We start from the raw sequence: 23917 nt of genomic DNA on the forward strand, positions 1-23917 counted from the left end.
GGGCGATCAGCTCACGGGGAACGCCACGTCACACACCGGGTCCTCGGCTCCCGCCGCCTCCCAGTCCGCGAAGTACAGCTCCCGGCACGGTCCGGCCGGGGTCAGTCCCTGAGCCGCCATCCACTCCTCCACCGCTTCGAACGCGGCCAGGATCTGCGGGTGCGCCACCTGCGCCTTGGTGATCCTGGTGTACGCCAGCCGCTGGGCCGGCTCCACCCGCACCGCCGTTTCCCAGGCCCGCCCGTGCCGCTGCGCCCATGCCCGCGCCGCCGTCTCGTCGGCGACCGGCACGCACGCCTCGGCGGGGCCGTCGCTCTCCATCGACACCTCGGCGTGGTAGGCGACGTACGGCACCCCGGCCACGCCCCCGCACTCCCGGGCCGCCGCCTCCAGGCGGCCCAGCGACGCCCCGATCCACGCGGGCAGCTCGTCCGCCAGCGTGTGCCGCTTCTCGGTGATCACGATCTGCGCCGGCATGTCCACCGTCTCGACCTTGAACTTCCCGTACATCTCGGAGCTCCTCCCCGACAGTCGTCCACGGAGGTATGCGGCGAGCGTCCGCTGCCCCGCCACCCGCGCCTCGACGTCCGCCCAGTACGCGCCGAGCAGTTCGGCCGCCGTCGGCCCGTCGCCCGCCGCGACCACCTCGGCGATCCGGGCGAGCGGCATGTCCAGCTGCCGCAGCAGGGCCACGAGCCGGGCCTGTTCGACCTGGCCGGCGCGGTAGTAGCGGTAGCCGGTGGCCTCGTCGACGTACGCCGGGGACAGCAGTCCCAGCCGGTCGTACAGCCGCAGCGCCTTGGCCGACAGCCGGGCGCGCGCGGCGAACGCCCCGATGGTGAGCAGGTCACGGTCCGGTGCGTCCACCACGGCATCCTCCGTCATCGGGCGGCTCTTCCGCCCGATGACGAGGAGGCTCGACCCTGCCCCAAGGGCAAGGTCAACCGGGGCGGATGTCAGGCCAGCTGTGCCTCGATCGCCGCCACGACCTCGTCCGACTCGGGCTCGGTCTGCGGGGAGAAGCGGGCGACGACCGTGCCGTCCCGGCCGATCAGAAACTTCTCGAAGTTCCAGCGGATGTCCCCGCTGTGCCCCTCGGCGTCGGCGAAGCCGGTCAGGCGCTCGTACAGCGGGTGCCGGTCGTCGCCGTTGACCTCGACCTTCTCGGTCATCGGGAAGGTCACGCCGTAGGTCGCCGAGCAGAACTCCGCGATCTCCTCGGCGCTGCCGGGCTCCTGCCCGAGGAACTGGTTGCAGGGCACGCCGAGGACGGTGAAGCCGCGCTCGGCATAGCGCTCGTGGAGCTTCTCCAGCCCGTTGTACTGCGGGGTCAGGCCGCACTTGGAGGCCACGTTCACCACCAGTACCGCCTTGCCCGCGTACTGGGACAGGTCGGCGGAACCGCCCTGGAGGGCAGCGATCTCGACGTCGAGGGGAGAGGAACCGTTGTCAGTCGTCATGAGCGGATGCTAACTCCGGCGGGTGTCGGGCCGACCGGTTCCGGCCTCCACCAGCACCTGCCCCGCCGCCGTCCGCGCGTACAGCACGGACCGGCCCGCCCGCCGCCGCTCGACCAGCCCGGCGTCCAGCAGCACCCTCAGATGCCGGCCGACCGAGCCGAGCCCCTGCCCGGTCATGGCGACCAACTGGCTGGTGCTCAGCGGGGAGTCGAGGAGGACGAGCACACCGGCCCGGGCGGCCCCGAGCAGTGCGCCGAGGCTCGCGGGCACGGTCCGGCCGCCGGGGTCGGTGAGCACGCCCGCGCACGCGTAGATCACCGCGTACCGGTCGGGCTCCTCCCAGGACACCCAGCCGGTCTTCGGGGTCACCGGCACGAACAGGAGCTCGGCGCCGGAGATCTCGCGGGGCGGGTACTCGTGCAGGTTCACCTGGAGCCGGTTGTCACCCAGCCACCGGGTCCGGCCCGGCCGCAGTGCGTCCAGCGCCGCCGCCCAGCCGCCCCGGCTCACCTGCGCGGTACGGGCGACCACGTCCGCTTCCAGCACCCGCCGGCGCCGGTCCCAGTCCGGCCGTACGGTCTCGGTCCAGACGTACGTGAGCAGACCGGCCGCGCGCTCGGGGAGGTCGTCCCGGTCCAGGTCGGCGGGAAGCGGGGCGGCCAGGGAGGTCCGCAGATGGGCGCGGGACTCGTCGGGGCGGGCCGCCCGCACCCGTGCCACCCCTTCCTCGAAGGTCTCCCGGTCCCTCGGGGTGGGCGTGAGGAAGTCGGCGATCCAGGACCGGCCAAGACCGGCGCGGACGAGCAGCGCGGTCACGGGGTCGGCGGCCAGCCGGGCCCGGTAGCCGGGCAGGTGGTGGCGCAGCCAGGCCCGTTCGCCCGGGTGCGCGGGTGTGGCCCGGTGCAGCAACTGGAGGCAGGCGAAGGTCTCGGCGAGCGGGGAGAGCACGAACCGGCTTGCCGCCAGGGTGTCGGCGTTGACCTGCCACCAGCCCACGCGCACCCCCGACGTTTCGCACCTGCGCGAAACAATAACCACGCGATCCGGGCCGCCGGAGACTCCCCGCATGCGCAGCTACCGCGAACTGTTCCGTACCCCCGAGTTCACCCCGTTCTTCCTGGCCGCGTCGGCGCAGACGGTCGCCGAGACGATGGGCGGACTGGCGCTGGGCACCCTGGTCTACCGGGCGACCGAGTCTCCGCTGCTGTCCGCGGTGAGCATGTTCGGCTCCTCGCTGGTGCAGGTACTGGGCGCGACGCTCCTGCTCTCGGCGGCCGACCGGCTGTCCCCGCGCGCGGCCCTCACGGCCCTGCCCCTCCTCTTCGCGGCCGGCACGGCGGCCCTGGCCCTGCCCGGCTTACCGATCTGGGCCCTCTTCGCGATCGTCCTGGCCATGGGGCTGGCGAAGTCGGTGGGCGGGGGAGTGCGCTGGGGCCTGCTGAACGAGATCCTCTCCAAGGACGGCTATCTGCTGGGCCGCTCGGTGTTCAACATGATGAGCGGCCTCATGCAGATCGCCGGATACGCGACCGGTGGCGCGCTCGTGGCCCTGCTGTCCCCGCGGATCTCCCTGCTGGCATCGGCCGCCCTCTACCTTCTGGCGGCCGCGGTCGTCCGCCTCGGCCTGACCGGCCGCCCACCCCGTGCGGCCGGCCGCCCCTCGGTGTCGGCGACGTGGCGCGCCAACGCCCTGCTCTGGTCGTCCGCACCCCGCCGCCAGGCGTATCTGGCCCTCTGGATCCCCAACGGCCTGGTCGTCGGCTGCGAATCCCTCTACGTCTCCTACGCCCCCGACTCCGCCGGCACCCTGTTCGCCTGCGCGGCGCTCGGCATGCTGGCCGGGGACGTCCTGGTGGGCCGCCTGGTCCCACCGCGCCTGCGCCCCCGCCTGGGCTTCCCGCTCCTGCTGCTCCTGGCCACCCCGTACGTGCCCTTCCTCCTGCACCCGCCCCTTCCGCTGGCGGCAGCCGCCGTCACCCTGGCCTCGGTCGGCTTCGGCGCGAGCCTCGTCCAGCAGGAGCGCCTGGTGGCCCTGACGCCCGACGCTCTGACGGGCCACGCCCTGGGCCTGCACTCGGCCGGCATGCTCACGATGCAGGGCGTGGCGGCGACACTGGCGGGCTCGCTGGCCCAACTGACCTCTCCGGCGGGGGCGATGACGGCGATGGCGACGGTGTCGGCCGGGGTGACGCTGGCGCTGATGGCGGCGGCACGGCGGGAGCGGGGGGCGATGGCGGCGGTGTCAGGACAGTGAGCCGCTGCGGTCGCCGGTCCGCCGCTCGGCCTCCACGAACACCTCGGGAACCTCGTTGTCGGCCACGACCCGTGACAGCAGGACGGCCAGCCGCTCCCGTTCGGCGCCGGTGAGCCCGGACGGCAGGGCCTCCATCCGGCGGCAGGTCTCGTCGTGGAACTTCTCGGCGAGCGCGGCGCCCTCCCGCGTCAGCGCCACCCGCACGGCTCGTCCGTCGCGCGGGTCGGCCTCCCGCCGCACCAGTCCGCGCCGCACCGTCCGGTCCACCAGCCCGGTCAGGCTCGACTTCGCCAGCCCGAGCATCTCGCCCAGCTCGCCCATGCCGTACGGCTGCGGCATCAGCACGCAGAGCAGCTGCCCCTGCTGGGGTGTCAGCCCGTATGTCCGGCCGGCCTCCGCGTACACCCCGTCGACCAGGAACGCCGCCCGTACGAGTGCGGCGACCACCCCCACCGGCCCGGTTGCCCCTTTCCCCATCGGGTCAGAGTACCGACCGGTCAGTCCCCGCGCGGGTCACTCCTCGTCCGGGGTGCTCTCCTCGGGGGCACCGCCCTCGATGAGCCGTTCGGCGATGTCGTCGGCCCACTCCTGGGCCCAGCGGCGGAGCCCGGCGACGGCCTCGGCGTCGAGGCCCTGGGCGGTGAACGCGCTGTCGTCGAGCCAGTCCGTGCCGGTCAGCCGGGCCTGGAGGTCGGTGAGGTCGAAGGGCTCGGGGGTGTGCCGGCGGCCGAGTTCCTCCAGTTCCGGGTGGCTCCAGCGGGCGGAGGCGGCGTGGACGTCGACCAGGTCGCGGGCGAGTCCGCGGTCGGCCAGGTCCCGCACGCGGGTGCCGACCAGGTCGTCGAGGGAGAGCGCCGGCCCGAGCTCGGTCGTCACCGGCGGACGCCACAGCACCTCCTTGTGGAGGCCGACCTCGTACTCCTCACCGGTCGCCGCGTCGGTGACGAGGAACTGGGCGGACAGCGGATCGCTCTCCAGCGTCCGCACGAGCCGGCCACGCGCCACCAGGCCCGTCCGGACGGTGTCGGCGATGTCGTCCATCCCGGCGGGGTGCTCGGTGGCGAGGTCCACGTCCCGGCCGCCCCGCCGCACCAGCCCGTGCGCCAGCACGGCGTATCCGCCCGCGAGGACGAGGCCGTACGCCTCACCCACCGCGAGAAGATCACCGACGAGCCGCCGAACCGGCTCGGGGGCGGGGGGTGCGGACATGTCCTGATTATCGCGTGGGGGATCATCAGGGGCGCGGGGAACTGCGTGACCAGCCCCCACGGCGCCGCACGTCAGAGGCAACGGATCCCTACGGCTTCCGGCCCACGCCGCAGTACGCGTCCACACCGGCGGCGTCGGCATCGGCGGGCTCCGGCCGCCACTGAGGCACCCGTACCACTCCCGGCTCCGCCAGCTCCAGCCCGTCGAAGAACCCGGCGATCTCGGCGACCGGACGGACGTGGTACGGCACGGCCCCGCTCGCGTTGTAGGCCTCGGACGCGGCGATCATGCCCTCACTCGTCGCGGTGCTGTCGCTGATCACCAGGTGACTGCCGGACGGCAGTCCGGCCATCAGCCGCCGCACCAGCTCCCGCGCCTGCTCGTGGTCGGCGACATGCCCCAGCGTGTTGAGGATCATCAGACCGACCGGCCGGGACAGGTCGAGCGTGCCCGCGGCGGCCTTCAGGACCGCCTCCGGGTCGTACAGGTCGGCGTCCAGATAGGCGGTCCTGCCCTCCGGCGTGCTGGTGAGCAGGGCATGGGCGTGGGCCAGCACGATGGGGTCGTTGTCGACGTACACGATCCGGGAGTCCGGTGCCACGCGCTGGGCGACCTCGTGCGTGTTGTCGGCGGTCGGCAGCCCGGTGCCGACGTCCAGGAACTGCCGCACGCCCTGCTCCACGGCCAGGTACCGGACGGCCCGTCCCAGGAACCGGCGGCTCGTGACCGCCACGTCGACCAGGCCCGGGAAGATCGACTTGATCTGGTCGCCGATCTCCCGGTCGACCTCGTAGTTGTCCTTGCCGCCGACGAAGTAGTTCCAGAAGCGGGCGGAGTGCGGCTTGGACGTGTCGATACGGGCACGCAGGCTGTCGTCGGGCACGGCGGGGCCTCCTGGGGGTGGGGAAGGGGGACCGTCCACCAACCTAGGTGAACTCTCCGGCCGGACGCGGATGTTGTCCGGTCCCGCCACCGGGCCGGCGTGGGGTTTCGGCCACGCGGCCACGCGGGAGCGCGGCCGCGCCCGTCACACCCCGCCCGAGGCGAAACCGCCCAGGCGCCGGCCGGCGGACCCGCTGTCGTTGCCCGGCCGCCGCGTCGCCAGCCAGATGCCCCGCCCCAGCGCCCACAGGACGAGCCCGGCGGCGACCGGCGTACCGAACATGAGCAGCAGCCCGGCTCCGATGTTGGCCCCGACGACCCCCGCGGTCAGGATCCGCCACCCCACACCGGCCATCAGCCCGACGACCACCAGCGGCCCGAGGACCCCCCACCACCGCCGGTCCATCGCGCCCCGCCGCGCACTCCGTACGAGCACCGCGGCACCGACCCCAGCCAGCACCAGTGCGAGGCCCCCGACGCCGGCGGCCACACCGTCGCCGATGTCCCACGGCTGGAAGGCGTGGTCGAGTTCGCCGGCCGGCAGCCCGTCGTAGTTCTGCTGACCCATCAGTCCCCAGGCGGCGACCGGCGCCCCGAGAACGAGCGCGACCCCGGCCGACAGCATTCCCCGTGTCTTCATACGGCCATGGTCACGCGGGTGGGGCGGGGTCGTCATGAGCACGTGTACTCAAGTAGGGCGCCCTACTCGCCTCCCCTCCCGAGGGGTGCGGTGGGCAGCCCGAAGTGCTCGGCGATGACGCGGATCGTGTGGGTGCCGTCCGGGTTGAAGTCCGGGTCGGTGTCGTAGCGGGTGGCGCGGCCCACGATCCCCTGCTCCAGGAACTGCCGTATGAACAGGTCGGCCTGGCTGCCGAAGCGGCGGGACTCGCGCCGCGCACCGACGTTGAAGAGCGACACGGCGAAGCCGCCGCGGCTGTAGGCGAACTGGTACGGGTGCTCGGAGCAGTGGGGCACCGCGTACCGGTCGCCGCACGAGCAGGCGGGCGTGGACGCCAGGAACACCATGTCGACGTGGCTCTGGTCGCGCACGCGGTCCTGGTACCGGAAGCCGGTGATGTACTGGCCGAGTTGCTGGACGGCGCCGCCGTCGGGGGTGGTGTCCGGGTGGTGCGTCAGCCAGGCCCAGCCGTCCGCCGTGCCGGAGGCCGTGGGCGGCAGGCCCTCCTCGCCGAAGAAGCCGGTGAGGTCGGCCAGGGGGATCCCCCGGCAGAACGTGAGGAAGGCGGCGGGCGCGAGCCAGGTCATCGGTCCGTCACCTCCGGGGACAGCGGCGGCGAGGGCAGGTCGAAGAAGCCGGCGACCGCCCGGACGATGCGGTCGTGGTCCTCGTAGTGGTGGTCGAAGCAGTCGTGCCGGGCGTCGTCCGCCTCCGCGCACTCGGCGTCCGGCCCGATCAGGTTCGCGGCCAGCAACTCGGCGGACAGGTAGTCGGGGTTGTCCCCCAGCCGCTGCGTCAGGTCCTCGAAGCTGAACCAGGTGATCAGCCGCCCGTCCCGGTAGTACTCGAAATGCGGCGGGTGCGCCTTCGCGCTGCACGGCTCGGTCACGAACACGACGAGCTCGGCGCCCGCGCAGATCTGCCCGTAGGGCACGGGGTCGTAGTCCTCGACCTCGGCGTTGAACATGTCGTGGACGACCCACACCCACCCGTCGGCCTCCCCGCTCACCAGCGGCTCCCGCTGCAGCCCGCGCAACCCCTCGGCCAGCGTGTCCGGTGTCATCCCGCGCGCGAGCACGAGATTCACGTCGTCGTGCCGGCCGGATTCCAGGACCGGGCCGGGCACATGCATCCATTCAGGCATGCGCCGCATCGTAGGAGCAGGCACTGACAACGGGCCGTGCGGTCCGGTCCTGCCCGGGTGGCGCGATGGCCCCTGGAGGCCATCGCGCCGTTCGCTCAGCCGGGGGCCACCGCGCGCCCCGTCTGCGGGGAGATCATCCCCGCGCACAGGCCCCGGGCCGCCAGCCCCTGGGCGATGCGGGGGATCGCCGCGAGGCTGTTGGCGGACCAGTCGTGCATGAGGATGGTCTGGCCGTTGGTGAGGCGGGCGGCGGCCTGGACGATCGCCTCGGTGCTCGCGCCGTTCCAGTCCCGGGAGTCGACGTCCCAGATGATCTGGGTCAGGCCGTGGCGGGCCGCGACCGACTTCACCGTCGCGTTGGTCTCGCCGTACGGGGGGCGGAACAGTTTCGGTGTGCCGCCTCCCGCGTTGGCGATGGCCTGCTGGGTCCGGGAGATCTCGGAGTCGATCTGGGCCTGGCTCAGGCCGGTCAGGTGCGGGTGGGTGTAGCTGTGGTTGCCGATCCACATGCCGGCGGACACCTGGGCCCGGACCAGGGACGGGTTGGCGGCGGCGTTCTGGCCCTGGTTGAACATCGTGGCCCGCAACCCGTTCCGGCGGAGTGCGTCGAGCAGCCCGGTCGTGTTGCCGGACGGGCCGTCGTCGAAGGTGAGGCCGACGTATCCGGTGCAGGCCTCGGCCCGGGACGGGGTGGCGGTGGCGGTTGTCGTGGTGGTGGCCGTGAGGGCGGCGGCCGCGGCCGTCGTGAGGACGGTCAGCCTCGTGAGCAGGGCGCGGAGCGGGGACGGTGGTGTGGTTCCCATCGTCAGCGCACCGTGATGTTGGAGTTGCCGCTGCTCTGGTAACCCTCCGTCGCCATGATCATGTAGTACTTGAAGTTGCCCAGGGGCATGCCGGCCCGGGCCCAGGCGTCGAAGTGGTTGCCGGCCGTGATGGTGCCGCCCGTCCTCCTGGTCTGCCGGACGCTCCAGTACTGGTCGAAGGTCCGCACGCCCTCGACGGACGGGGCGTTGTACCGGGTCGTCTTGTAGATGTCGTACGTACCGCCGTCGCTGGTGACGGTGCCCTTGTACTGGCCCGTGGGCCGGTACGTGCCCCAGTTGTCGACGATGTAGTACTCGACCAGCGGGTTCGCCGTCCAGCCGTAGAGGGTCAGGTAGGCGTTGCCGGACGGGTTGAACGTGCCGGAGTAGTTCACGGTGCGGCGGGCGCCGTTGCTCCAGCCCTTGCCGGCGACGAAGTTGCCGGTGTTCCGCCATGACGTGCTGTACCTGCCGCCGGCGGACAGGGTCATGGAGACCGTGCCCGGGGCGTCGGTCCAGAAGGAGTAGAAGTAGCCGTTGTCGGTGCCGGTCCGGTTCTGGGTGATGACCGTGTCGGCGTGGGCGGTGCCCGGCATGCCGATGGCGGCGAAGGCGACCAGCAGCATGGTGCAGGCGCTGCTGATGAGCAGCCGTAAGCGGCTCGATGACTTCTCCATGGGGGTGCTTCCTCCTCGTCCTCGTGGGGGTCGGTCGATGGGGAGCCTGTGTCATCGGGAGTGTTGGCCGGGCCCTGTCAACTGTCAATGCTTTCGGTGAGAGTTGCGAAATATTCGTCGGCGATCGAGGGGAGGTCGTGGGGCGGTCGTGGGGGATTCGCCCGGTTACGTGGGTAGTTAGTGGGTCGTGGTGGGGCCGGGTGGGTGAGTTCCCTGCCCTGGTGGTGCGGAGGGCAGGGTTCCGATACTCGAATGTTTCGGGCTGTTTCCGGATCAGGCTTCCGGATCACATCCTCACGCCGGCACCGGCACCACACTGCGCCCCGTCTCGTGGGCGTACAGCGCCGCCCGGTCGTGCAGGGCCGCGTGGACCGCCATGTGGGCGTCCCTGCGGCGCTGGGCGGGGCCGTCGGGGAGGTGGAGGATGCCCGCGTTGCCGCGGGAGCCGCGCTGGACCTCGGCGGTGCGCGGGATGCGCAGGGACTCGTAGCGGGACAGGCGTTCCGGGATCGCCGGGACCGGCGCGCCCGCCAGGCAGGCGGCCAGGTCCATCGCGTCCTCGATCGCCTGGTTGGCGCCCTGGGCCATGAACGGCAGCATGGGGTGGGCCGCGTCGCCGAGGAGGGTGATGCGGTTCGTGGACCAGGTGCGCAGCGGCGGGCGGTCGTGCAGGGCCCACTGGTGGGTCGACTCGACCGCGTCGACGATGTCGGCCACCAGACCCGTCCATGTACCGAAGACCGCGCGCAGCTCGTCCGGGTCACCGGGCCGGGACCAGGACTCGCGCGGCGGGGCGTCGGAGGGCAGCGGCACGGTCGCGGCGTAGCTGAGGTACGCGCCGGACGCGACGGGGTAGCACACGAAGTGCCCGCCCGGGCCGAGCCACAGCCGCACCAGGCGTTCACGGGCCTCCGCCGGCAACGCGTCCACCGGGACCAGACCGCGGTAGATGCCGAGGCCCGAGTAGACCGGCTCGTCGCGGCGCAGCGTCTCACGGACCGTGGAGTGGATGCCGTCCGCGCCGACCACCACGTCCGCCTCGCGGACCGTGCCGTCGTCGAAGGCGAGCCGGACGCCCGCGCCGTCCGGGAGTTCGCGCGCCGCGCTCAGGCGCCGGCCGAGGCCGAGACGCTCCCGGTCGATCAGGGACAGCAGCGCGTCGTGCAGATGCGCCCGGTGGATCGTCAGGTACGGCGCCGCGAACAGGCGCTCGCACTCCGCGCCGAGCGGCGTGCGCGCGATGGGCCGCCCGTTCCAGCCGCGTACCTCCATCGCCTCGATGCGCACCGCGTGCTCCTCCAGCGCCGGTCCGAGGCCGAGGCGCAGCAGGGGCCGGATCGCGTTGGGGGAGAGCTGGACGCCCGCCCCCACCTCGGCCAGTTCACGGGTCTGTTCGTGGATCACGTACGGCGTGCCGTTCGCGGTCAGCGCGCCCGCCAGGGTCAGTCCGCCGATGCCCGCGCCGACGACGGCGACCACCGGCCGCTCCCCGCCGGCCGGGCCCGCGGGGTTCCCGGGCTGCCGCCGCCCTTCTGTGTCTTCGCCCAACAGCACCTCAGGGACCGCCTTCCGGGTCTTCGCGCCACGTCCGCGCACCACCGTGGTGCGCGCTTGGGACGTGGACGCACTGTCATCGGTCGAGTCCCGAGCATGTGGCGCCCGCCACCGGGCGGCAACGTCCCGCCCCGCCGTGCTGACAACTGTCGCCGCTTGCGTGACGGACGTCATCGAAACCCCGGTCACCCCTGCTGCCGCACCCCCGCCCGGCCCTAACTTCCAGGAGAAGACGACCCCATGACGCACGACACCTGGAGGCACGCCGTGACACGCGAACGACGAGTGGAGCGACCGCGGTGACCGCGGTGGCCGTCGATGGCCTGCTCAAGAAGTACGGGGACCACGAGGCCGTACGCGGCGTCGACTTCACCGTCGAGGAGGGGGAGATCTTCGCCCTGCTCGGACCGAACGGCGCCGGCAAGACCACCACCATGGAGATCCTGGAGGGCTTCCGGCACCGCGACGGCGGTGACGTACGGGTCCTCGGCCGCGATCCCGGCGACAAGGCGGACGGGCGCGTGCTGCGCGGGCAGATCGGCCTCGTGCTCCAGGACATCGCCGTCGAGCCGTACCTGTCGGTGCGGGAGACCATCGCCCGCAACGCGGGCTACTACCCGGCCCCGCGCGGCGTCGACGAGGTCATCGACCTCGTGGGGCTCCAGGAGAAGCGGGACGCGAAGGTCAAGGACCTGTCCGGCGGGCAGAAGCGGCGGCTCGACCTCGCCCTCGGCGTGATCGGCGACCCGAAGCTGCTGTTCCTCGACGAGCCGACCACCGGCTTCGACCCGGGCGCCCGCCGCGGGGCCTGGGAGGTCGTACGGAGCCTGCGCGACGCCGGCACGACCATCCTGCTGACCACCCACTACATGGACGAGGCGCAGGCCCTGGCCGACTCCGTCGCCGTCATCGCCGCCGGGCGGATCGTCGCCACGGGCACGCCCGACACCATCGGCGGGCGGGACACCGCCCTCGCCCGGATCCGGTTCGCGCTGCCGGCCGGTGCCGCCATCGACGACGTGCCGATCCCGGTCAGCGACGCCGAGGACGGTCTCGTCACGGCCGAGGCGAAGGAGCCGACGGCCGCCCTGCACCGGCTCACCTCCTGGGCCCTGGACCGGGGCACACCGCTGGAGCGGCTGACCGTCGAGCAGCCCACCCTGGAGGACGTCTATCTGGGGATGACCAGCTCGTACGTACAGCAGGACGCCTCGTCCCCGTCCACCGGGCGGGACCGCACACCGTCCTCGGCGGCGCGTGCGCGCCGGGGGCGCCGACCCGGACGGAGCAGCCGATGACCAGCACCCTGCCCCCCACGACCACCGCCACCGGACGGCGGGCCCCACGCGCCGGGCGGGAGCGGCCCGACGAACGCGGCTCCCTCGCCCTGCTCGCCCACCAGATCCGCTACGAGCAGCTGTCGTTCTGGCGCAACCCGCAGTCGATGGTGTTCACCTTCGTCCTGCCGATCGTGATCATCTCGGTCTTCGGCGCCGTGTTCGCCGGCAGCGAGGGCCAGGACTTCTTCTTCGGCCTGAGCGGCCTCGAGTACTACACGCCGACCATCGCCGCCGTCTCCGTGCTGGGCGCCTGCTACGGCCAGCTGGCGATCGTCCTCGCCATGCGCCGGCAGACCGGCGTCCTCAAGCGGCTGCACGCGACCCCGCTGCCCGCCTGGGTGTACTTCGCGGGTCTGCTCGTGCACTGCATCGTCGTCAGCGTCGTCGACGTGGCGCTGGTGATCGGCGTCGGACGGCTCTACGGCGTGCAGTGGCCGTCGGAATGGGCGGTCCTCGCGCTCACCCTGGTGCTCGGCGCGGCCAGCTTCTGCGCCCTCGGCGTCGGGGTGGCCTCCCTGATCCGCAACTCCGAAGCGGCGCCCGCGGTCGTGCAGTTCATCCAGTTCCCGCTGGTGTTCATCTCCGGCAGCTACTTCCCGATCCACTCCGAGGTGATGAACACCATCGCCGGGGTGCTGCCGGTGAAGCCGTTCAACGACGCCATGCTCGCGGCGTTCGCGGACGGCGCCGGCGTCCAGTGGAAGGAACTGGCCGTGCTGGCGGCCTGGGGCGTCGTCGGCGCCCTGATCGCCGTGCGCAGCTTCCGCTGGGACCCGCGCCCCGAGTAGAGGCGACGAGACCCGACCACATCGAGGGGGCCTCCCGGAGGCCCCCTCGGCGCTTCCCGCCGACCCCCACCCCCACCCGCCGCCATCAGAAGGGGCCCCACCATGTCCGTGGACCACACCACCCGCCCGAACCCCGCCCTCAGCGGGACCTGGCGTCTCGAACCGGCCGGCTCCACCGTGGAGTTCACCGGCCGCCACTTCTTCTTCCTGCCCGTGCGGGGTTCCGTCCCGGTGCGCTCGGGCCGTGCCGAGCTCGGCCCGGACGGTGTGCTGGTGCGCCTCGACGCCGCGGCCGGCGCGGCGGGCTTCGAGAGCGGCAACCCGCAGCGGGACACGGCCGTGCGCGGCCCGCGCTTCCTGGACGCCGAGCGCTTTCCCGAGCTGCGCCTCACCGGTGAACGACTCCTCGACGAGAACGGCTCGGGCCTGGCCGGCCTGCTGGAGGTCAAGGGCCGTGCCACGCCGGTGACGTTCACGGTCGACGAGCTGACCGTGCGGGGTGAGCGGGCCGTCGTACGGGCCGGCGCCCTGGTCGACCGGCACGCGTGCGGGGTCGGCGGCATGCGCGGCCTGGTCGGAGCGGAACTGCGGGTGCGGGTGCGGGCCGAGTTCGTACGGGAGGGATGAACGGACACGCCGAGAGGCCCGGCCGGTGAGGGGATTCCGGCCGGGCCTCTCGCGTGGTCGCCCACGGGGGGCGGGGGAATCACCCCGTGGGGGCCGGGGCGGGGGCCGGCTCGGATGCCGGGCCGGATGCCCGGGCCGCTACCGGGGCCGGCAATGGGAAGACGTGGGACAGCCAGGCGTAGGTGCGCAGTTCTTCCAGCATGCTCAGGCCGAGGCGGTTGTGGAGCATGTGGGCGTGCGAGAAGAGGATCATGCCGGGATGGACCGGCGAGTGGCGCCGGATCTCGGCCGCGTGGGCGGTCAGGGCCTCGTACCAGTCGGTGAACGGCCCGTGGGCGTCCGGTGAGACGCCCGCCGCGGCCGGGTCCTGGTCGACCTCGGTGATCCGGTCGAGCAGTTCGCCGGGGTGCCCGGCGTCCCGCGCCCACGCCTGCCAGGCGTCCCGGCCCCGGGCGAAGTAGTGGGCGCGCTCGGCCGGGCCGCCGAGGGCGACGGCGGCGGACAGCGTGCCGCGCAGGGCGAGCCGGGCACGCCGCGCCTCACTCGTGACGAGTGGGGCCAGCCGCAAGGCGAGTGCACTGGAGCGGTGGAAGAGCGCCTCGGCGGCCGGCATCAGCGTGCGGCCGCCGTAGCGCTCGTACTCGGGGTCGTAGTCGGCGCGGTGCACGCCGGGCGGCAGCAGCGCCTGGACGGTGGCGTTGACACCGGTCTCGCCGGCGGCGGCGAGCCGGGCCGCGCCCTCCTGGTAGGTCTCCCGCGCCAGCGGCTCCTCGCCGGGCGCGAGCCGGCCCGCGACGGCGAGCCGGTCGCGCAGGGCCTGCTCCGCGCGCGCGTACGCGTCCGGGGACAGGCCGGCGATCCGCAGCCGCAGGTGAGGACCCGACTGCCAGTAGCGGATGAAGAACCAGGGGGTGCCGGGCGGCAGTTCGCCGACCGTCGGACCGATGACGTCCGTCAGGACCCGGTCGTGAGCGCTGCGGGCCGTGGTGCCGAGGTGCAGGTGCCAGGCGCTCCAGTCGTGCGGTGCGGTGGTGGGCATACGCGTTCCTTGTCGGTCGGTGGGGCTGTTCCAGGGCCTTACGTGCGCAGGTCCAGCACGGCACCCCCGGTCTCGCGCGGTACGCCGACCACAGCGGACAGGACGATCGTCTCGTCCTCGCCCAGGCCGACGACCTCCTTGGTCTGGATCTCCTTGAACGCCCGGACCGGCCGGGCGAAGAGGCCTTCGGCGGCCGCGGCGAGGCACAGTCCGTGGACCGCCCAGCCGCAGGCGTGCTGGGCGGCGCTCCAGCCGGTGGGGCCGAAGCGGGCGAACAGGTCGCGGGGGCGGACCGAGAAGAAGACGGTGAGGGGGGCGTTGGCGATGCCGCAGCCGTTGACCGGCGTCAGGCCGTATCCGTAGTTGGCCTCCAGGCCCGCCGGAGCGGTGGGGTCTTCGCGGAGCAGGTGTGGGGTGCCGTGGTGGACGCGGTGGACGCCCGGGGTGTGGCCGTCGATGTGCTGGACGACCGCGGTGACGGTGACCGCGTCGAAGGCGGCGGCGAGGATCGGGTGCGGTGGGGGGACGCCCAGCCAGGCCAGGGCGGTGGTCAGGGCTCGGGTGGGCAGGGGGGTGTGGCACTGGGCCGAGTCCATGCCGTGCAGGGATCTCGGCATGCGGCCGGAGTGGCGGTGCCAGAGGAGTTCCGACCAGGTGGGGGTGTGATGGGAGCCGGGGAGGGTGGGGGGTACGGCCGTGGTGAAAGGTGCGGGTTGTGGGGGGCTGGGCGCGCAGGTCCCTGCGCCCCTTGGGGCACTTCTGTTGACGTGGATTACATGGCTGAGGGACGGATCACCTGCAGGGGCCGGGGTCTCTTGCACAGACGGCCGGTCTGCCGGGGGATGTGGCTCGCCCACGTCGACCAGCCACGGCAGCGACCACTCCCAGGTGTGCTCCACGCCCAGTTCGCGCAGCAGGTCCGGGCCGGACTCCGTCGGGGGCGTGAGCGTCGCCGGCACCCCGAAGAGCTCCAGGCCCAGGCTCAGCGCACGCAGCACCATGCCCGTCTCGATCGCCACCAGTGAGCCCCGGAACCACTGGTACGCCAGCGGGATCGACGTGTAGCGGCCGGTCAGCGCGATGCGGGTGGGGGTGCCCGTGCCGGGGCCCGTGAGGGTGTGGCGCGTGGGTTCCAGGAGGCGCCACGTCCCGTCGTCGCCCGCGAAGGCGTGGACGGGGAAGAGGCAGCGCGGTGAGGCGTAGGGGCGGTGTTCGTTGTAGGGGTTCTCCGGTTCGCGGCGCAGTGGGGCGAACGTCGCCGTCAGGGCGTGCAGCAGGGCGTCCGGTGTGGCAGGGCCGGGGGTCGGGACGCGCGGGTACGGCAGGGCCGACAGGCGGTCGGTCGTGCCCGTCGGCAGCACGGTCGCCGGCCCCGCCGGGCGCGGGGGCGGGGGCGGCACGTGGGAGTCCGGGGGCGGGGTGCTCGCCCAGGTCCACGGTGGTGGTTCCGGGCGGTCGTCCCCGGCGCCGTAGGCGTACCACAGGGGCTCGCGGGCGATGCTGTTGTCGCCCTCGGGGCCCGGGAGGTCGACCGGGGCGCGCCGCACCCAGGGCTCGGCCGGGGCCGTCACGGGAACGGGTGGGGGTCGTAGGGGATCGCCCGGTGCTCCTGGTCCGTGCCGCGCAGGGCGGCGCGGAGCCGGGGCAGGCCGTCCAGGCGCTGCTGGGCGTGGCCGAAGCACATCGGCACGATGCCGGGGACCACGGCACGGGCGACCGCGATGCCGGCGTCGGCGTGCTCCCGGCTGGTCTGGTCGACGACGACGATCCGGTCCAGGCCCGCGTCGGCGAAGAGCGAGGCCACGTACCGCAGGGTCTCGCGCACATCGCCGTGCGCGGCACGCTCCAGCCGGCCCGGCCAGTCGGGGAACGCCTCGTCGAGCGTGACGGCCGGGCCGCCGAGCCCGGCCAGGGCGCGGTCGCGGGTCTCGGGGATGGAGGAGAACCGGACGTGGTCCTCCAGTTCCTCCACGCGCCACGGGTCCTCGACCATCCGCTCGACCTGCTCCCGGGTCCAGTCGACCGGGTTCGTGACCAGCTGGGCGACCTCGCGCAGGGCGCCGCGGATCGCGGACTCGGGCTCGGCCCCGGAACCGGCGGAGGAGAACGTCGCCGGGAAGGGGTTCTTCTCGTTCACGGCGATCACCCACACCACCGGCAGGCCGATGTCCCGGGTGGCGACCAGGAGATGGACGTCGTAGCCGCGGGCCCGGATCAGTTCGACCATGGCCCGGCTCGTGGGGTCGGTGAGCGTGGAGACCGGGACGTGGGGGAGCGGGCGCGCCCGGTACCAGGACGTCAGGAACGCGTCCCGCTCCGCCAGTTCGAACAGGGCGTGCAGGGCGGCCTCTTCGTAGTTGGCGCCGACCGCGCAGCCGCTGGAGCAGTCGAAGAAGTAGTGCCTGCGGTTCGCGGCACCGGCCACGCGGGCGGCGCGCCGGTCGCGGCGGAAGGCGTACTCGTACTGGTAGAAGGCGTGGTCGGCCGGGACCAGCAGGGGCGTGCCGTCGGCCAGGTCGTGGCCCCAGGCCCAGTCCACCGGGGTGTCGTCCGTGAACGGAGTGGCCCTGCTGGTGGGGTGGGCGAGCTGCTCGGCGGTGTAGCGGCCGAGGCTGCCCGGGTCGACGGCCTGCCCGGCGACCTCGCGGTAGGAACGGCCGGTGACCAGGGGGATGTCGTACGGGTAGCCGCCGAGCCGCTCGTACGCCTCCAGGACGGCGACCGGTTCGGTCTCCGCGAACGTACGCGCCCTGCCGTGGCCCATCGCCGGGGCGTCCGCGACGACCGCCATGCTCATCGCGAACGGGGCGTGCGACTCGCGCAGGATCGCGCGCACCGGCCCGAAGCGGTCGTCGACGAGCCGGTCGCGCAGGAAGCCGGGCTCGACGAGACGGCTCGCCGCGGTGCGCGTCGCGTCCCCGGGTACGGCGGGCCGGGAGCGCAGGGGACGGGGCGCCGGGGGCCCGGTGCTCACCAGGTCCTCGGGGGACGGGCCGCAGACCGGGCAGTGGAAGCTGCGGGCGATGCGGTGCCGGCGGGTGCCCCGGACGGTCACCGAGTAGGCCTCGCCGGGTGCGAGGGGGCGGTCCGCCAGGTGCTCGAGGCCGGTGCGCAGCAGGTCGGGCAGGAGGGGGGCGGGGGCGGCGGGGACCCGCGTGGCCTGGGTGAGGTCGCCTACGAGGGGGTGGTCGAGGACGGTGCGTTCGCGCACCTCCGCGCAGGCGGCACAGCCGGAGGTGGTGTCCGGCACCCACAGGGGGCCGACCATCACCTCGTCGTCGTACACCCGCACGGACAGGTGGGGTCCCCGCGCCTGGGTGAGGCGGTCGCGCTCCCAGGCCATGTCCCAGCCGAGGTTGACGGAGACGGTGGCCCCGCTCGCGCGGGCCAGTGGGGCGAGGGCGGGCAGCCAGTCGTCGTACGCCGTCGGGGGCAGGGCGGGGCCGGCGTGCACCGCGGTGGTCGGGTCAGTGGTCGGCATCGGCGGGCTCCTCGGCGGTGCGGTCGGTCGGGACGGTCACCGGGCCGTGCCAGAAGGGGAGTTCGCCGAGCACCGGGTCGGTGCGGCGGGGCTGCCCCCGGTAGCCGTCGAGCGCGGTGAGCTGCTCCCGCAGCGCGGCCCGGGCGGTGTCGTCCGCGGTCAGCAGGGCGTCGGTGGAGAGCCGGCCGGCCGTGCCGCCGGTCTGGGCGACGGCGAGGGCCGTGCACAGCGCGGCGTACGTGGCCTCGGCTGGGGTCGGGCCCCAGCCGGCGCCGAGCGGCCGCCCGTCGACGGTGACCTGGGCCAGCGGCCAGCCGACACCGGGGTACCGGGCCACGGTGAGCAGGGGGGCGGTGCCGCCGGGCAACGACTGCAACTCGGCGCGGATGCGCCGGCCTTCGGCGTGCAGCGGGGCGTCCGCCTCGGGGACGAAGGCCTGCTGGTCCCCCGCGAGGTGACGCAGGGCGCCGTCGAGCAGCCAGTGCTCCTGGGTGAGGCCCGCCGCCGGGGTGCCGGACGTGCCGGTGGCGCGGTCGCGCAGGGCGGCCAGGGCGGCGGCGATGGTCGCCGTCTCCTGGTGCGCGGCCCAGGCGGTGACCGTGCCCGTGCGGTCGGCCCGGTGCTCCGCCGCGCGCAGGGCGAGGGGCATCTGCGGCAGGTGCTCGCCCCGCGCGGAGGCGAACAGGCCGGTCCAGCGGGCGGTGAGGACACCGGCGGCCTCGAGCGCGGCCTCCGGTGCGGGGAGGGGCTCGGCGGGGGCGTCGCCGAGACGGACGGCGACCGCTTCGTGCACGGGGACGCCCGTGACGGTGACGCGGTCGGCCGTCAGATCGGGGCCGTGGACGACATGGGCCTCACCGGGCTCCGCGACACCCGTGAGGGTGTCGGTCAGGAGCTGTGCGGCGAGGGCTCCCGCGAGGGAGTGGGCGACGGGCCCGGCCGCCGGTTCGACGCCCTCGGCGTCCGCCCAGGCCCTGGCCCGGTCCCGGAAGACCTCCCAGACGCCGGGCGCCACACCGACGGGCCCGACGAGCACCGGCCCGGGACCGAGCAGCACGGGCACGTGCAGCGTTCCGTCCTGCTCGGTCCAGGTCCGGTCACCGTCGAGGAACTCGACGACGACCCGCGGCACGCCCTCGGCCCCTCCTGGTGCTGTCACCGCCGGGACGCCGACGGGAGCTCCAGCACCGAATCCGTACACCGCCGGGTCGCCGGCGGGGGTTGTGGTGGTGGGTTCGTGCACCGCCGGGTCGCCGACGGGGGTTGTGGTGGTGGGTTCGTGCACCGCCGGGTCGCCGACGGGAGTTGTGGTGGTGGGTTCCTGCACCGCCGGGTCGCCGGCGGGGGTCAGGGTCTCGGGTTTGCGCGCCGTCGGGTCGCCGACGGGGTTTCCGACACCTGGGCCGTGCACCGCCGGGTCGCCGACGGGAGTTCCAGCACCGAATCCGTACACCGCCGGGTCGCCGGCGGGAGTCGTGACGGTGGGTTCGTGCGCCGCCGGGTCGCCGGCGGGCGTCGTGGTGGGCCCGGGCACCGCCGGGGCGCCGGCGGGGATCAGGGGACGGGGGCCGCCCACGGACCCGCCGCCGGACAGCAGCGAGGGGTCGGCGAACATCGCGGGGTCGCAGACGGGGACCAGTGGCCGCGACGCGTCGTGGACGGTGGTCGCCGTCACGTCGGTCACGCCCGCCCGGCGCAGTCCGCGCAGGGCCGGAGCGGTCGCCGTCGCGGGGCCGTGCAGTCGTACCCGGGCGCGGCGCAGACGGGCGAACGCCGCGTACGGGTCGTCGAGGCGGGCGGTGAGACGCGCCAGCGTCCCGGCGTGGCGGGCGGCCACCTCGGCCGGCGGCTCCGGCTCGGTGAGCGCGGCCGGGTCGAGCAGCAGGCCGTTCTCGCGGAGCTTGGTGAGCAGGTGCCGTACCGCCGGCCGGGCCCGCTCGGTGCCGAACCCGGCGACCAGGGCGTCCTCCGTCGTGCCGACCCGGAGCAGTGGGACACAGCCGTCCGCCACCGCGTACAGCAGCTCCGAGCCGCGCAGCACGAACTGTCCGCGCGTCCCGCTGAAGTAGACACCCCCCGGCACGGGCGCGTAGTGCAGCCCGGGCCGGGCCTTGAGCACCGCGGCGCGGACCGTCCCCGCCGGGCTCCTGTCCAGATCGGTCACCGTCACGGCCGGACCCCTTCCGCTTCGCCGTTGTTCACCGGGTCGTACACGAACCGCCCCCCGGCCCTGCGCCCCACTTCCAGCACCCACTCGGTCGCGTGCGTGCCGTCCGCGACGCCGGGCAGGGCCTCCTCCAGGTAGCTCGTACCGGCCCCGCGGCGCTCCAGCATCCGAGGCAGGACCCGCACCGCGAGCGCGCTGGACAGATCGACGTACTGCGGCTTCTGCTGGAGGCGCTTGGACTGGACGTCGGGGGCGCCGACCGACAGCGGGCCCTCGTCCTCCGGCGCCGACTTGATGACGACCTCCTCGGGGACGCCGTAGCGGGCCCGCCACGCGGTCAGCGCGAGGAGCCGCTCGTGTTCGTCGGGGCCCGCGGCCACCGCCGTGTCCAGTTCGGCGCCGCCGTACCAGCGCCGCCGCCCGATGAGGACGTCGCCTACCGCCATGCGCGGCGCGACGCGGGTCCGCTTGCCGTCCCACGGGGACGTCACGTGCCAGGAGTTGGGCAGGCTGTTGAAGAGCCGGCCGCTGATCACCAGGCCGGAGGCGACCGACAGCGGCGGCGGGAACAGGCCGGGGTGGCCCGTGCCCAGCGGCAGCACCCGCAGCGGGGCCCCGTCGGCGTCCTCGACCCGCAGCGTGTCGGTCTCCGGGTCGTGTGCGAGGCGCAGGCCGAACCAGTCCTCGGAGGTGAGGCCGCCCGGCAGTACCGGCGTGTGCGCGTTGACGTTGAGGCGGTGCAGGCCCAGGTCCTCGGTGAGGCGGGTGCCGTCGTGGCCGTAGAAGCGCCGCAGGTGGTCGGCGAGGCGGGGCAGGGCGTGGCCGCCCTGGCGGCGGTCGGCCTCCAGGAAGCGGGCGTACAGCATGCCGTGGCCCGGCAGTCCGTCGTTGAGGACGAGCTGGTCGCCGGCCTGCTGGAGCAGCACGCCGTAGATCAGCGGGTCGCTGCGGAAGCGGTCGGGCAGCGACCGGGTCAGTTCGGCGACGTCCCCCGCGGTGAGCCTCAGGGTCTCCTCACCGGCCTGGGCCGTCTTCGTCAGGAGGGCGTGCACCTCCTCGGACAGCTCGCGGCGCAGCAGGTACATGCGCTCCAGGCAGCCGTCGGCCGGTCCGATCCCGGACAGCGCGGCGGCCTGCCCGGTGCCCTCGGGCCCGTACACGGCGGCCATCGCGGCGGCCCGCCGGGAGACCTCCCCGACGATGAACGCGGCGTGCTCGGCGAGCGGCACGTTCGCCCCGGCGCCGAACCGCTCCACGAACGCGGCGGTCATCAGGACCCGTACGTCGTGCAGCCAGTCGAAGACCGTCAGCAGCTCCACCGCGGGGCCGAGGTCGGCCAGCGGGGCGTGCCAGTCGGCGGCCGCCACCTTCAGCGGCGGCATGACGTAGTCCTCCTCGACGGTGATGTGCGCCGGGCGGCCCACCGCCTGGCTGAACCGGCCGAGGTCCCCGCGCAGTTCCGCCAGCAGCGCGCCCCGCTCGGCGGCAGGAGCCTCGGTCACCCGGGGCAGCCCGGCCCGCACCCGGCCCGCCAACTCCCGGACGCCGGGGCGCTGTTCGGACTCGGGCAGCGTCAGCAGGTCGTCGTAGTCGCCGGCGGCGGTCTGCTCCTCGGGCCGGCCGAAGGTGCACAGCACGCCCTGGTGCAGGGCCTGCCGGACGCGCCGCTCGGCCTCCTCGGCGGAGCAGCCGGACCGGCGGGCGACGTGCGCGACGACCGCCGGGAACCTGCGCGGCCCCATGGACAGCGCGTCGAGCAGATCGCCGACGGGCCCGTCGAGCGGCACGGCGAGGCGGTGCATGCCCTGCTCGGAGAACTTCAGGAAGTACAGCTTGCCCGTCTCCGGGTCGGGTGCCGAGGTCGGCGGCATCCCCACCCACAGGCTCGCGAGGTCCGTGCCGTCGGCGGGCAGACCGCCGAGCACGTAGTGCAGCATGACCCGGTCCAGGCCCGGCATGGCCCGCGCGCCGGTGAAGGGCACCTCGCCGGGGCGCACGGCCTCCGGGTCGCCGGCCGGGGCCGGTTCGGCGATGCCCACCGCGGTGAACCGGGAGAGCGGGCTGGTGCGCACCATCGCCCGGGTCACGTACTGGATCAGTCCGCGCTCCGACTTGCGGGTGCGGGCGGACACCTTGCCCGGGCCCTCGACCGCGGCGCGGTAGCGCTCGGCCTCCTGGTGCACCTCGGGCGCCACGAGGGCGAGGGAACGCAGCAGGTCGCCGTCGCCCAACAGGGCGGCCAGGACGGTGCGTTCGCGGTCGGCCGCGGCGGGGTAGCCCGCCGTGATCGCGGTGCGCAGCCGCTCCCGTCCGGCGTGGGCGGCCAGCCAGCGGGTCACCGAGGGGGTCGCCTCCGGGCCCTCGGGCGTCTTCTTGGGGGCGCGGCCGTTATGGATGGCGCGGCGCAGCGCGATGAGCTCGCGGCGCTCGGTGTCCGAGGCGGCCCCGCCGATCCGCTCGTACAGCTCCTGCGAGCACACCTCGGCGGCTTCTGCCAACTCGGCTTCGGCGTAGGCGAGTTCGCCGAGCAGACGGCGCTGTTCCGGGTCGGCGAGGCGGGCCCTGCGCAGCGGGTTGACGCGCAGGAACCACTGGGGCTCGGGGCTGGTCATCGCAGGGCTCCCGTCGGTTCCGTGGTGGTGAGGCGCTCCCGCCAGCTGCTGCCGAGCACCTCGTCCACCGTCTCGGCGAGGGCGAAGCACATGTAGTAGCGCTGCATCGGCGAGACCGTGAGCAGGGGAAGCTGCTGGTAGAAGAGGTTCGTCAGCAGGCGGTAGGCGGCGAAGAACGGGGACGGGGTGCTGATCGCCCCGGAGCCGTGCACGGTCCGGTGGAAGTCGGTGTCCGGCTGCTCGCCGCGCGGCACCGCCGTCTCCGCCCCGGGCGGGCCCATCCGGCTGCGGTCGACGCCGTCGGTGACGGAGTCCAGCAGATCCGGGGTGAGGGCGCCCGTGGCGACGGCGTGGTCCAGGACCCCGGCGCCGTAGGCGAACGCGGTGCGCCACCGGGCGGCCGCCGGGGACACCGCGCCGCTCAGCCGCTGTTCGACGACCTCGCGGATCCGGGGCGCCTCCTTGGCGAGGCGCTCGGTGAAGACCGGGCGCATGTCCTTGCGCGGAGCCGCCCAGGCGAGGAACGCCTCCACGTGCGACCGGGGCGAGAACACCCCGTAGGCCGGCCCGAGCGCATGGGTGTCGACGAGGGCGGCGAACGCCTCCGCGAGGCGGACCGTGCCGCTGCCCGGGTCCTCGGCCAGGTCCTCGATCATGGACAGCACCGGCGTCGCGAGGGCGCCGTACACCACGGTCCGCAGGGCGTCCAGGCGTGGCTCCCGGGAGCGCAGCGCGGGGTCGCCGGGGGCGACGCGCAGCACCGCGCCGTGCTCGCGCAGCGGCAGGTACGGGGGCTCCACCGCTTCGAGCCGGCCGAACTCCCGGGCCTGCTCCAGGTACACCTCCTCGGTCAGCGCCCGGGCCGGGTCGAGGGGGCCGGCGTCCAGCCGGGCCTCGATCCCCGCCCAGTCGACGGCACCGCCGGGCGCCCCCGCCCCGGCCGGGGCGAGCACGTCGACGTGCGGTCCGTGCAGCCAGCCGCGCCGCACCTGTACGCCGGGTACGCCCCGCTCGCCCAGTTCGCGGGCGACCGGGACGACGTGCCGCGCCAGCCAGGCCGGTGTCACCGGCATCCGGGTATGGAGCCGCACCCCCGTCAGGCCGGCGGAATCCGGCCTCACGGCAATGCGCTCCGGAGCGTCAACCCCCATGTCCTTTCACCTTCCGAGAAGTACCGCAATGAATTCGAGAACGTGAGTCA

At 74.1% G+C, this 23917-nt stretch carries 22 protein-coding genes; 4 read left to right on the forward strand and 18 right to left on the reverse strand.

Annotated features, from left to right (window positions below; genetic code table 11):
- Positions 1 to 6: 6 nt before the first annotated feature.
- The 3 genes from ACZ3I3_RS08590 to ACZ3I3_RS08600 form a co-directional block, all read right to left on the reverse strand.
- Complete coding sequence (locus tag ACZ3I3_RS08590) at positions 7 to 885, reverse strand: MerR family transcriptional regulator (RefSeq protein WP_467363615.1); 879 nt, start codon at positions 883 to 885, stop codon at positions 7 to 9.
- A 71-nt stretch (positions 886 to 956) separates the two neighbouring features.
- Positions 957 to 1460: a glutathione peroxidase gene (locus tag ACZ3I3_RS08595; protein WP_467363617.1), complete on the reverse strand. Its 504-nt coding sequence runs from the start codon at positions 1458 to 1460 to the stop codon at positions 957 to 959.
- 9 nt (positions 1461 to 1469) lie between these two features.
- Positions 1470 to 2456 carry an ArsR/SmtB family transcription factor gene (locus ACZ3I3_RS08600; protein WP_467363618.1) on the reverse strand — a complete coding sequence of 329 codons (987 nt, stop codon included), beginning with the start codon at positions 2454 to 2456 and terminating at the stop codon, positions 1470 to 1472.
- A 70-nt stretch (positions 2457 to 2526) separates the two neighbouring features.
- Here ACZ3I3_RS08600 and ACZ3I3_RS08605 point away from each other — a divergent pair, with 70 nt between their 5' ends.
- Positions 2527 to 3714, forward strand: a complete 1188-nt coding sequence (locus tag ACZ3I3_RS08605) for an MFS transporter (protein WP_467363619.1) — start codon at positions 2527 to 2529, stop codon at positions 3712 to 3714.
- Here the strand turns inward: ACZ3I3_RS08605 and ACZ3I3_RS08610 are convergent.
- From ACZ3I3_RS08610 to ACZ3I3_RS08650, 9 genes are all read right to left on the reverse strand, one after another.
- Positions 3703 to 4191, reverse strand: a complete 489-nt coding sequence (locus ACZ3I3_RS08610; protein WP_467363620.1) for a MarR family winged helix-turn-helix transcriptional regulator — start codon at positions 4189 to 4191, stop codon at positions 3703 to 3705. The genes ACZ3I3_RS08605 and ACZ3I3_RS08610 overlap by 12 nt on opposite strands.
- Before the next feature lie 36 nt (positions 4192 to 4227).
- Positions 4228 to 4923 carry a hypothetical protein gene (locus tag ACZ3I3_RS08615; protein WP_467363621.1) on the reverse strand — a complete coding sequence of 232 codons (696 nt, stop codon included), beginning with the start codon at positions 4921 to 4923 and terminating at the stop codon, positions 4228 to 4230.
- Between the two features lie 88 nt (positions 4924 to 5011).
- Complete coding sequence (locus ACZ3I3_RS08620; RefSeq protein WP_467363622.1) at positions 5012 to 5806, reverse strand: SAM-dependent methyltransferase; 795 nt, start codon at positions 5804 to 5806, stop codon at positions 5012 to 5014.
- Between the two features lie 144 nt (positions 5807 to 5950).
- Positions 5951 to 6445: a hypothetical protein gene (locus ACZ3I3_RS08625; RefSeq protein WP_467363623.1), complete on the reverse strand. Its 495-nt coding sequence runs from the start codon at positions 6443 to 6445 to the stop codon at positions 5951 to 5953.
- Between the two features lie 62 nt (positions 6446 to 6507).
- On the reverse strand, positions 6508 to 7071 hold the full coding sequence (locus ACZ3I3_RS08630; RefSeq protein ID WP_467363624.1) for a hypothetical protein: 564 nt from the start codon (positions 7069 to 7071) through the stop codon (positions 6508 to 6510).
- Positions 7068 to 7628: a DUF6461 domain-containing protein gene (locus ACZ3I3_RS08635; protein ID WP_467363625.1), complete on the reverse strand. Its 561-nt coding sequence runs from the start codon at positions 7626 to 7628 to the stop codon at positions 7068 to 7070. Before ACZ3I3_RS08635 ends, ACZ3I3_RS08630 begins: the two co-directional genes overlap by 4 nt.
- Before the next feature lie 95 nt (positions 7629 to 7723).
- Positions 7724 to 8431: a polysaccharide deacetylase family protein gene (locus ACZ3I3_RS08640; RefSeq protein WP_467363626.1), complete on the reverse strand. Its 708-nt coding sequence runs from the start codon at positions 8429 to 8431 to the stop codon at positions 7724 to 7726.
- Between the two features lie 2 nt (positions 8432 to 8433).
- Complete coding sequence (locus tag ACZ3I3_RS08645; protein ID WP_467364003.1) at positions 8434 to 9057, reverse strand: glycoside hydrolase family 11 protein; 624 nt, start codon at positions 9055 to 9057, stop codon at positions 8434 to 8436.
- A gap of 345 nt (positions 9058 to 9402) precedes the next feature.
- Entirely contained in the window at positions 9403 to 10662 is a 1260-nt protein-coding gene (locus tag ACZ3I3_RS08650; protein ID WP_356925957.1) for an FAD-dependent monooxygenase, read from the reverse strand.
- A gap of 299 nt (positions 10663 to 10961) precedes the next feature.
- Here ACZ3I3_RS08650 and ACZ3I3_RS08655 point away from each other — a divergent pair, with 299 nt between their 5' ends.
- From ACZ3I3_RS08655 to ACZ3I3_RS08665, 3 genes are all read left to right on the forward strand, one after another.
- Complete coding sequence (locus ACZ3I3_RS08655) at positions 10962 to 11960, forward strand: ABC transporter ATP-binding protein (RefSeq protein ID WP_467363628.1); 999 nt, start codon at positions 10962 to 10964, stop codon at positions 11958 to 11960.
- Positions 11957 to 12790 (forward strand): ABC transporter permease, encoded by an 834-nt coding sequence (locus ACZ3I3_RS08660; protein ID WP_467363629.1) that lies wholly within the window; start codon positions 11957 to 11959, stop codon positions 12788 to 12790. The genes ACZ3I3_RS08655 and ACZ3I3_RS08660 overlap by 4 nt, the downstream gene beginning before the upstream one ends.
- Positions 12791 to 12892: 102 nt before the next feature.
- Positions 12893 to 13417, forward strand: coding sequence for a YceI family protein (locus ACZ3I3_RS08665; RefSeq protein WP_467363630.1), 525 nt, complete (start codon positions 12893 to 12895; stop codon positions 13415 to 13417).
- Positions 13418 to 13496: 79 nt separating this feature from the next.
- Here ACZ3I3_RS08665 and ACZ3I3_RS08670 read toward each other — a convergent pair whose 3' ends face one another.
- The 6 genes from ACZ3I3_RS08670 to ACZ3I3_RS08695 are packed head-to-tail and all read right to left on the reverse strand — an operon-like array spanning position 13497 to position 23789.
- Positions 13497 to 14456 carry a thiopeptide-type bacteriocin biosynthesis protein gene (locus tag ACZ3I3_RS08670; RefSeq protein ID WP_467363631.1) on the reverse strand — a complete coding sequence of 320 codons (960 nt, stop codon included), beginning with the start codon at positions 14454 to 14456 and terminating at the stop codon, positions 13497 to 13499.
- A 38-nt stretch (positions 14457 to 14494) separates the two neighbouring features.
- Positions 14495 to 16027 carry a nitroreductase family protein gene (locus ACZ3I3_RS08675; protein WP_467363632.1) on the reverse strand — a complete coding sequence of 511 codons (1533 nt, stop codon included), beginning with the start codon at positions 16025 to 16027 and terminating at the stop codon, positions 14495 to 14497.
- The gene (locus ACZ3I3_RS08680; RefSeq protein ID WP_467363634.1) at positions 16024 to 17937 is read right to left on the reverse strand and encodes a TOMM precursor leader peptide-binding protein; all 1914 of its coding nucleotides are present in this window, start codon (positions 17935 to 17937) and stop codon (positions 16024 to 16026) included. Before ACZ3I3_RS08680 ends, ACZ3I3_RS08675 begins: the two co-directional genes overlap by 4 nt.
- Positions 17924 to 20107 carry a hypothetical protein gene (locus ACZ3I3_RS08685; protein WP_467363636.1) on the reverse strand — a complete coding sequence of 728 codons (2184 nt, stop codon included), beginning with the start codon at positions 20105 to 20107 and terminating at the stop codon, positions 17924 to 17926. The genes ACZ3I3_RS08680 and ACZ3I3_RS08685 overlap by 14 nt, the downstream gene beginning before the upstream one ends.
- Positions 20104 to 22716 (reverse strand): lantibiotic dehydratase, encoded by a 2613-nt coding sequence (locus ACZ3I3_RS08690; RefSeq protein WP_467363638.1) that lies wholly within the window; start codon positions 22714 to 22716, stop codon positions 20104 to 20106. The genes ACZ3I3_RS08685 and ACZ3I3_RS08690 overlap by 4 nt, the downstream gene beginning before the upstream one ends.
- Positions 22713 to 23789, reverse strand: a complete 1077-nt coding sequence (locus ACZ3I3_RS08695; RefSeq protein WP_467363640.1) for a hypothetical protein — start codon at positions 23787 to 23789, stop codon at positions 22713 to 22715. Before ACZ3I3_RS08695 ends, ACZ3I3_RS08690 begins: the two co-directional genes overlap by 4 nt.
- Positions 23790 to 23917 lie beyond the last annotated feature (128 nt).

The sequence above is a fragment of the Streptomyces sp. NPDC016851 genome (assembly GCF_055562795.1).

Coding starts and splice junctions, on each gene's coding strand:
- ACZ3I3_RS08590 (WP_467363615.1), bottom strand. CDS start 885: ATGACGGAGGATGCCGTGGTGGACGCACCGGACCGTGACCTGCTCACC.
- ACZ3I3_RS08595 (WP_467363617.1), bottom strand. CDS start 1,460: ATGACGACTGACAACGGTTCCTCTCCCCTCGACGTCGAGATCGCTGCC.
- ACZ3I3_RS08605 (WP_467363619.1), top strand. CDS start 2,527: ATGCGCAGCTACCGCGAACTGTTCCGTACCCCCGAGTTCACCCCGTTC.
- ACZ3I3_RS08610 (WP_467363620.1), bottom strand. CDS start 4,191: ATGGGGAAAGGGGCAACCGGGCCGGTGGGGGTGGTCGCCGCACTCGTA.
- ACZ3I3_RS08615 (WP_467363621.1), bottom strand. CDS start 4,923: ATGTCCGCACCCCCCGCCCCCGAGCCGGTTCGGCGGCTCGTCGGTGAT.
- ACZ3I3_RS08625 (WP_467363623.1), bottom strand. CDS start 6,445: ATGAAGACACGGGGAATGCTGTCGGCCGGGGTCGCGCTCGTTCTCGGG.
- ACZ3I3_RS08630 (WP_467363624.1), bottom strand. CDS start 7,071: ATGACCTGGCTCGCGCCCGCCGCCTTCCTCACGTTCTGCCGGGGGATC.
- ACZ3I3_RS08635 (WP_467363625.1), bottom strand. CDS start 7,628: ATGCCTGAATGGATGCATGTGCCCGGCCCGGTCCTGGAATCCGGCCGG.
- ACZ3I3_RS08640 (WP_467363626.1), bottom strand. CDS start 8,431: ATGGGAACCACACCACCGTCCCCGCTCCGCGCCCTGCTCACGAGGCTG.
- ACZ3I3_RS08645 (WP_467364003.1), bottom strand. CDS start 9,057: ATGCTGCTGGTCGCCTTCGCCGCCATCGGCATGCCGGGCACCGCCCAC.
- ACZ3I3_RS08660 (WP_467363629.1), top strand. CDS start 11,957: ATGACCAGCACCCTGCCCCCCACGACCACCGCCACCGGACGGCGGGCC.
- ACZ3I3_RS08665 (WP_467363630.1), top strand. CDS start 12,893: ATGTCCGTGGACCACACCACCCGCCCGAACCCCGCCCTCAGCGGGACC.
- ACZ3I3_RS08670 (WP_467363631.1), bottom strand. CDS start 14,456: ATGCCCACCACCGCACCGCACGACTGGAGCGCCTGGCACCTGCACCTC.
- ACZ3I3_RS08680 (WP_467363634.1), bottom strand. CDS start 17,937: ATGCCGACCACTGACCCGACCACCGCGGTGCACGCCGGCCCCGCCCTG.
- ACZ3I3_RS08690 (WP_467363638.1), bottom strand. CDS start 22,716: ATGACCAGCCCCGAGCCCCAGTGGTTCCTGCGCGTCAACCCGCTGCGC.
- ACZ3I3_RS08695 (WP_467363640.1), bottom strand. CDS start 23,789: ATGCCGGTGACACCGGCCTGGCTGGCGCGGCACGTCGTCCCGGTCGCC.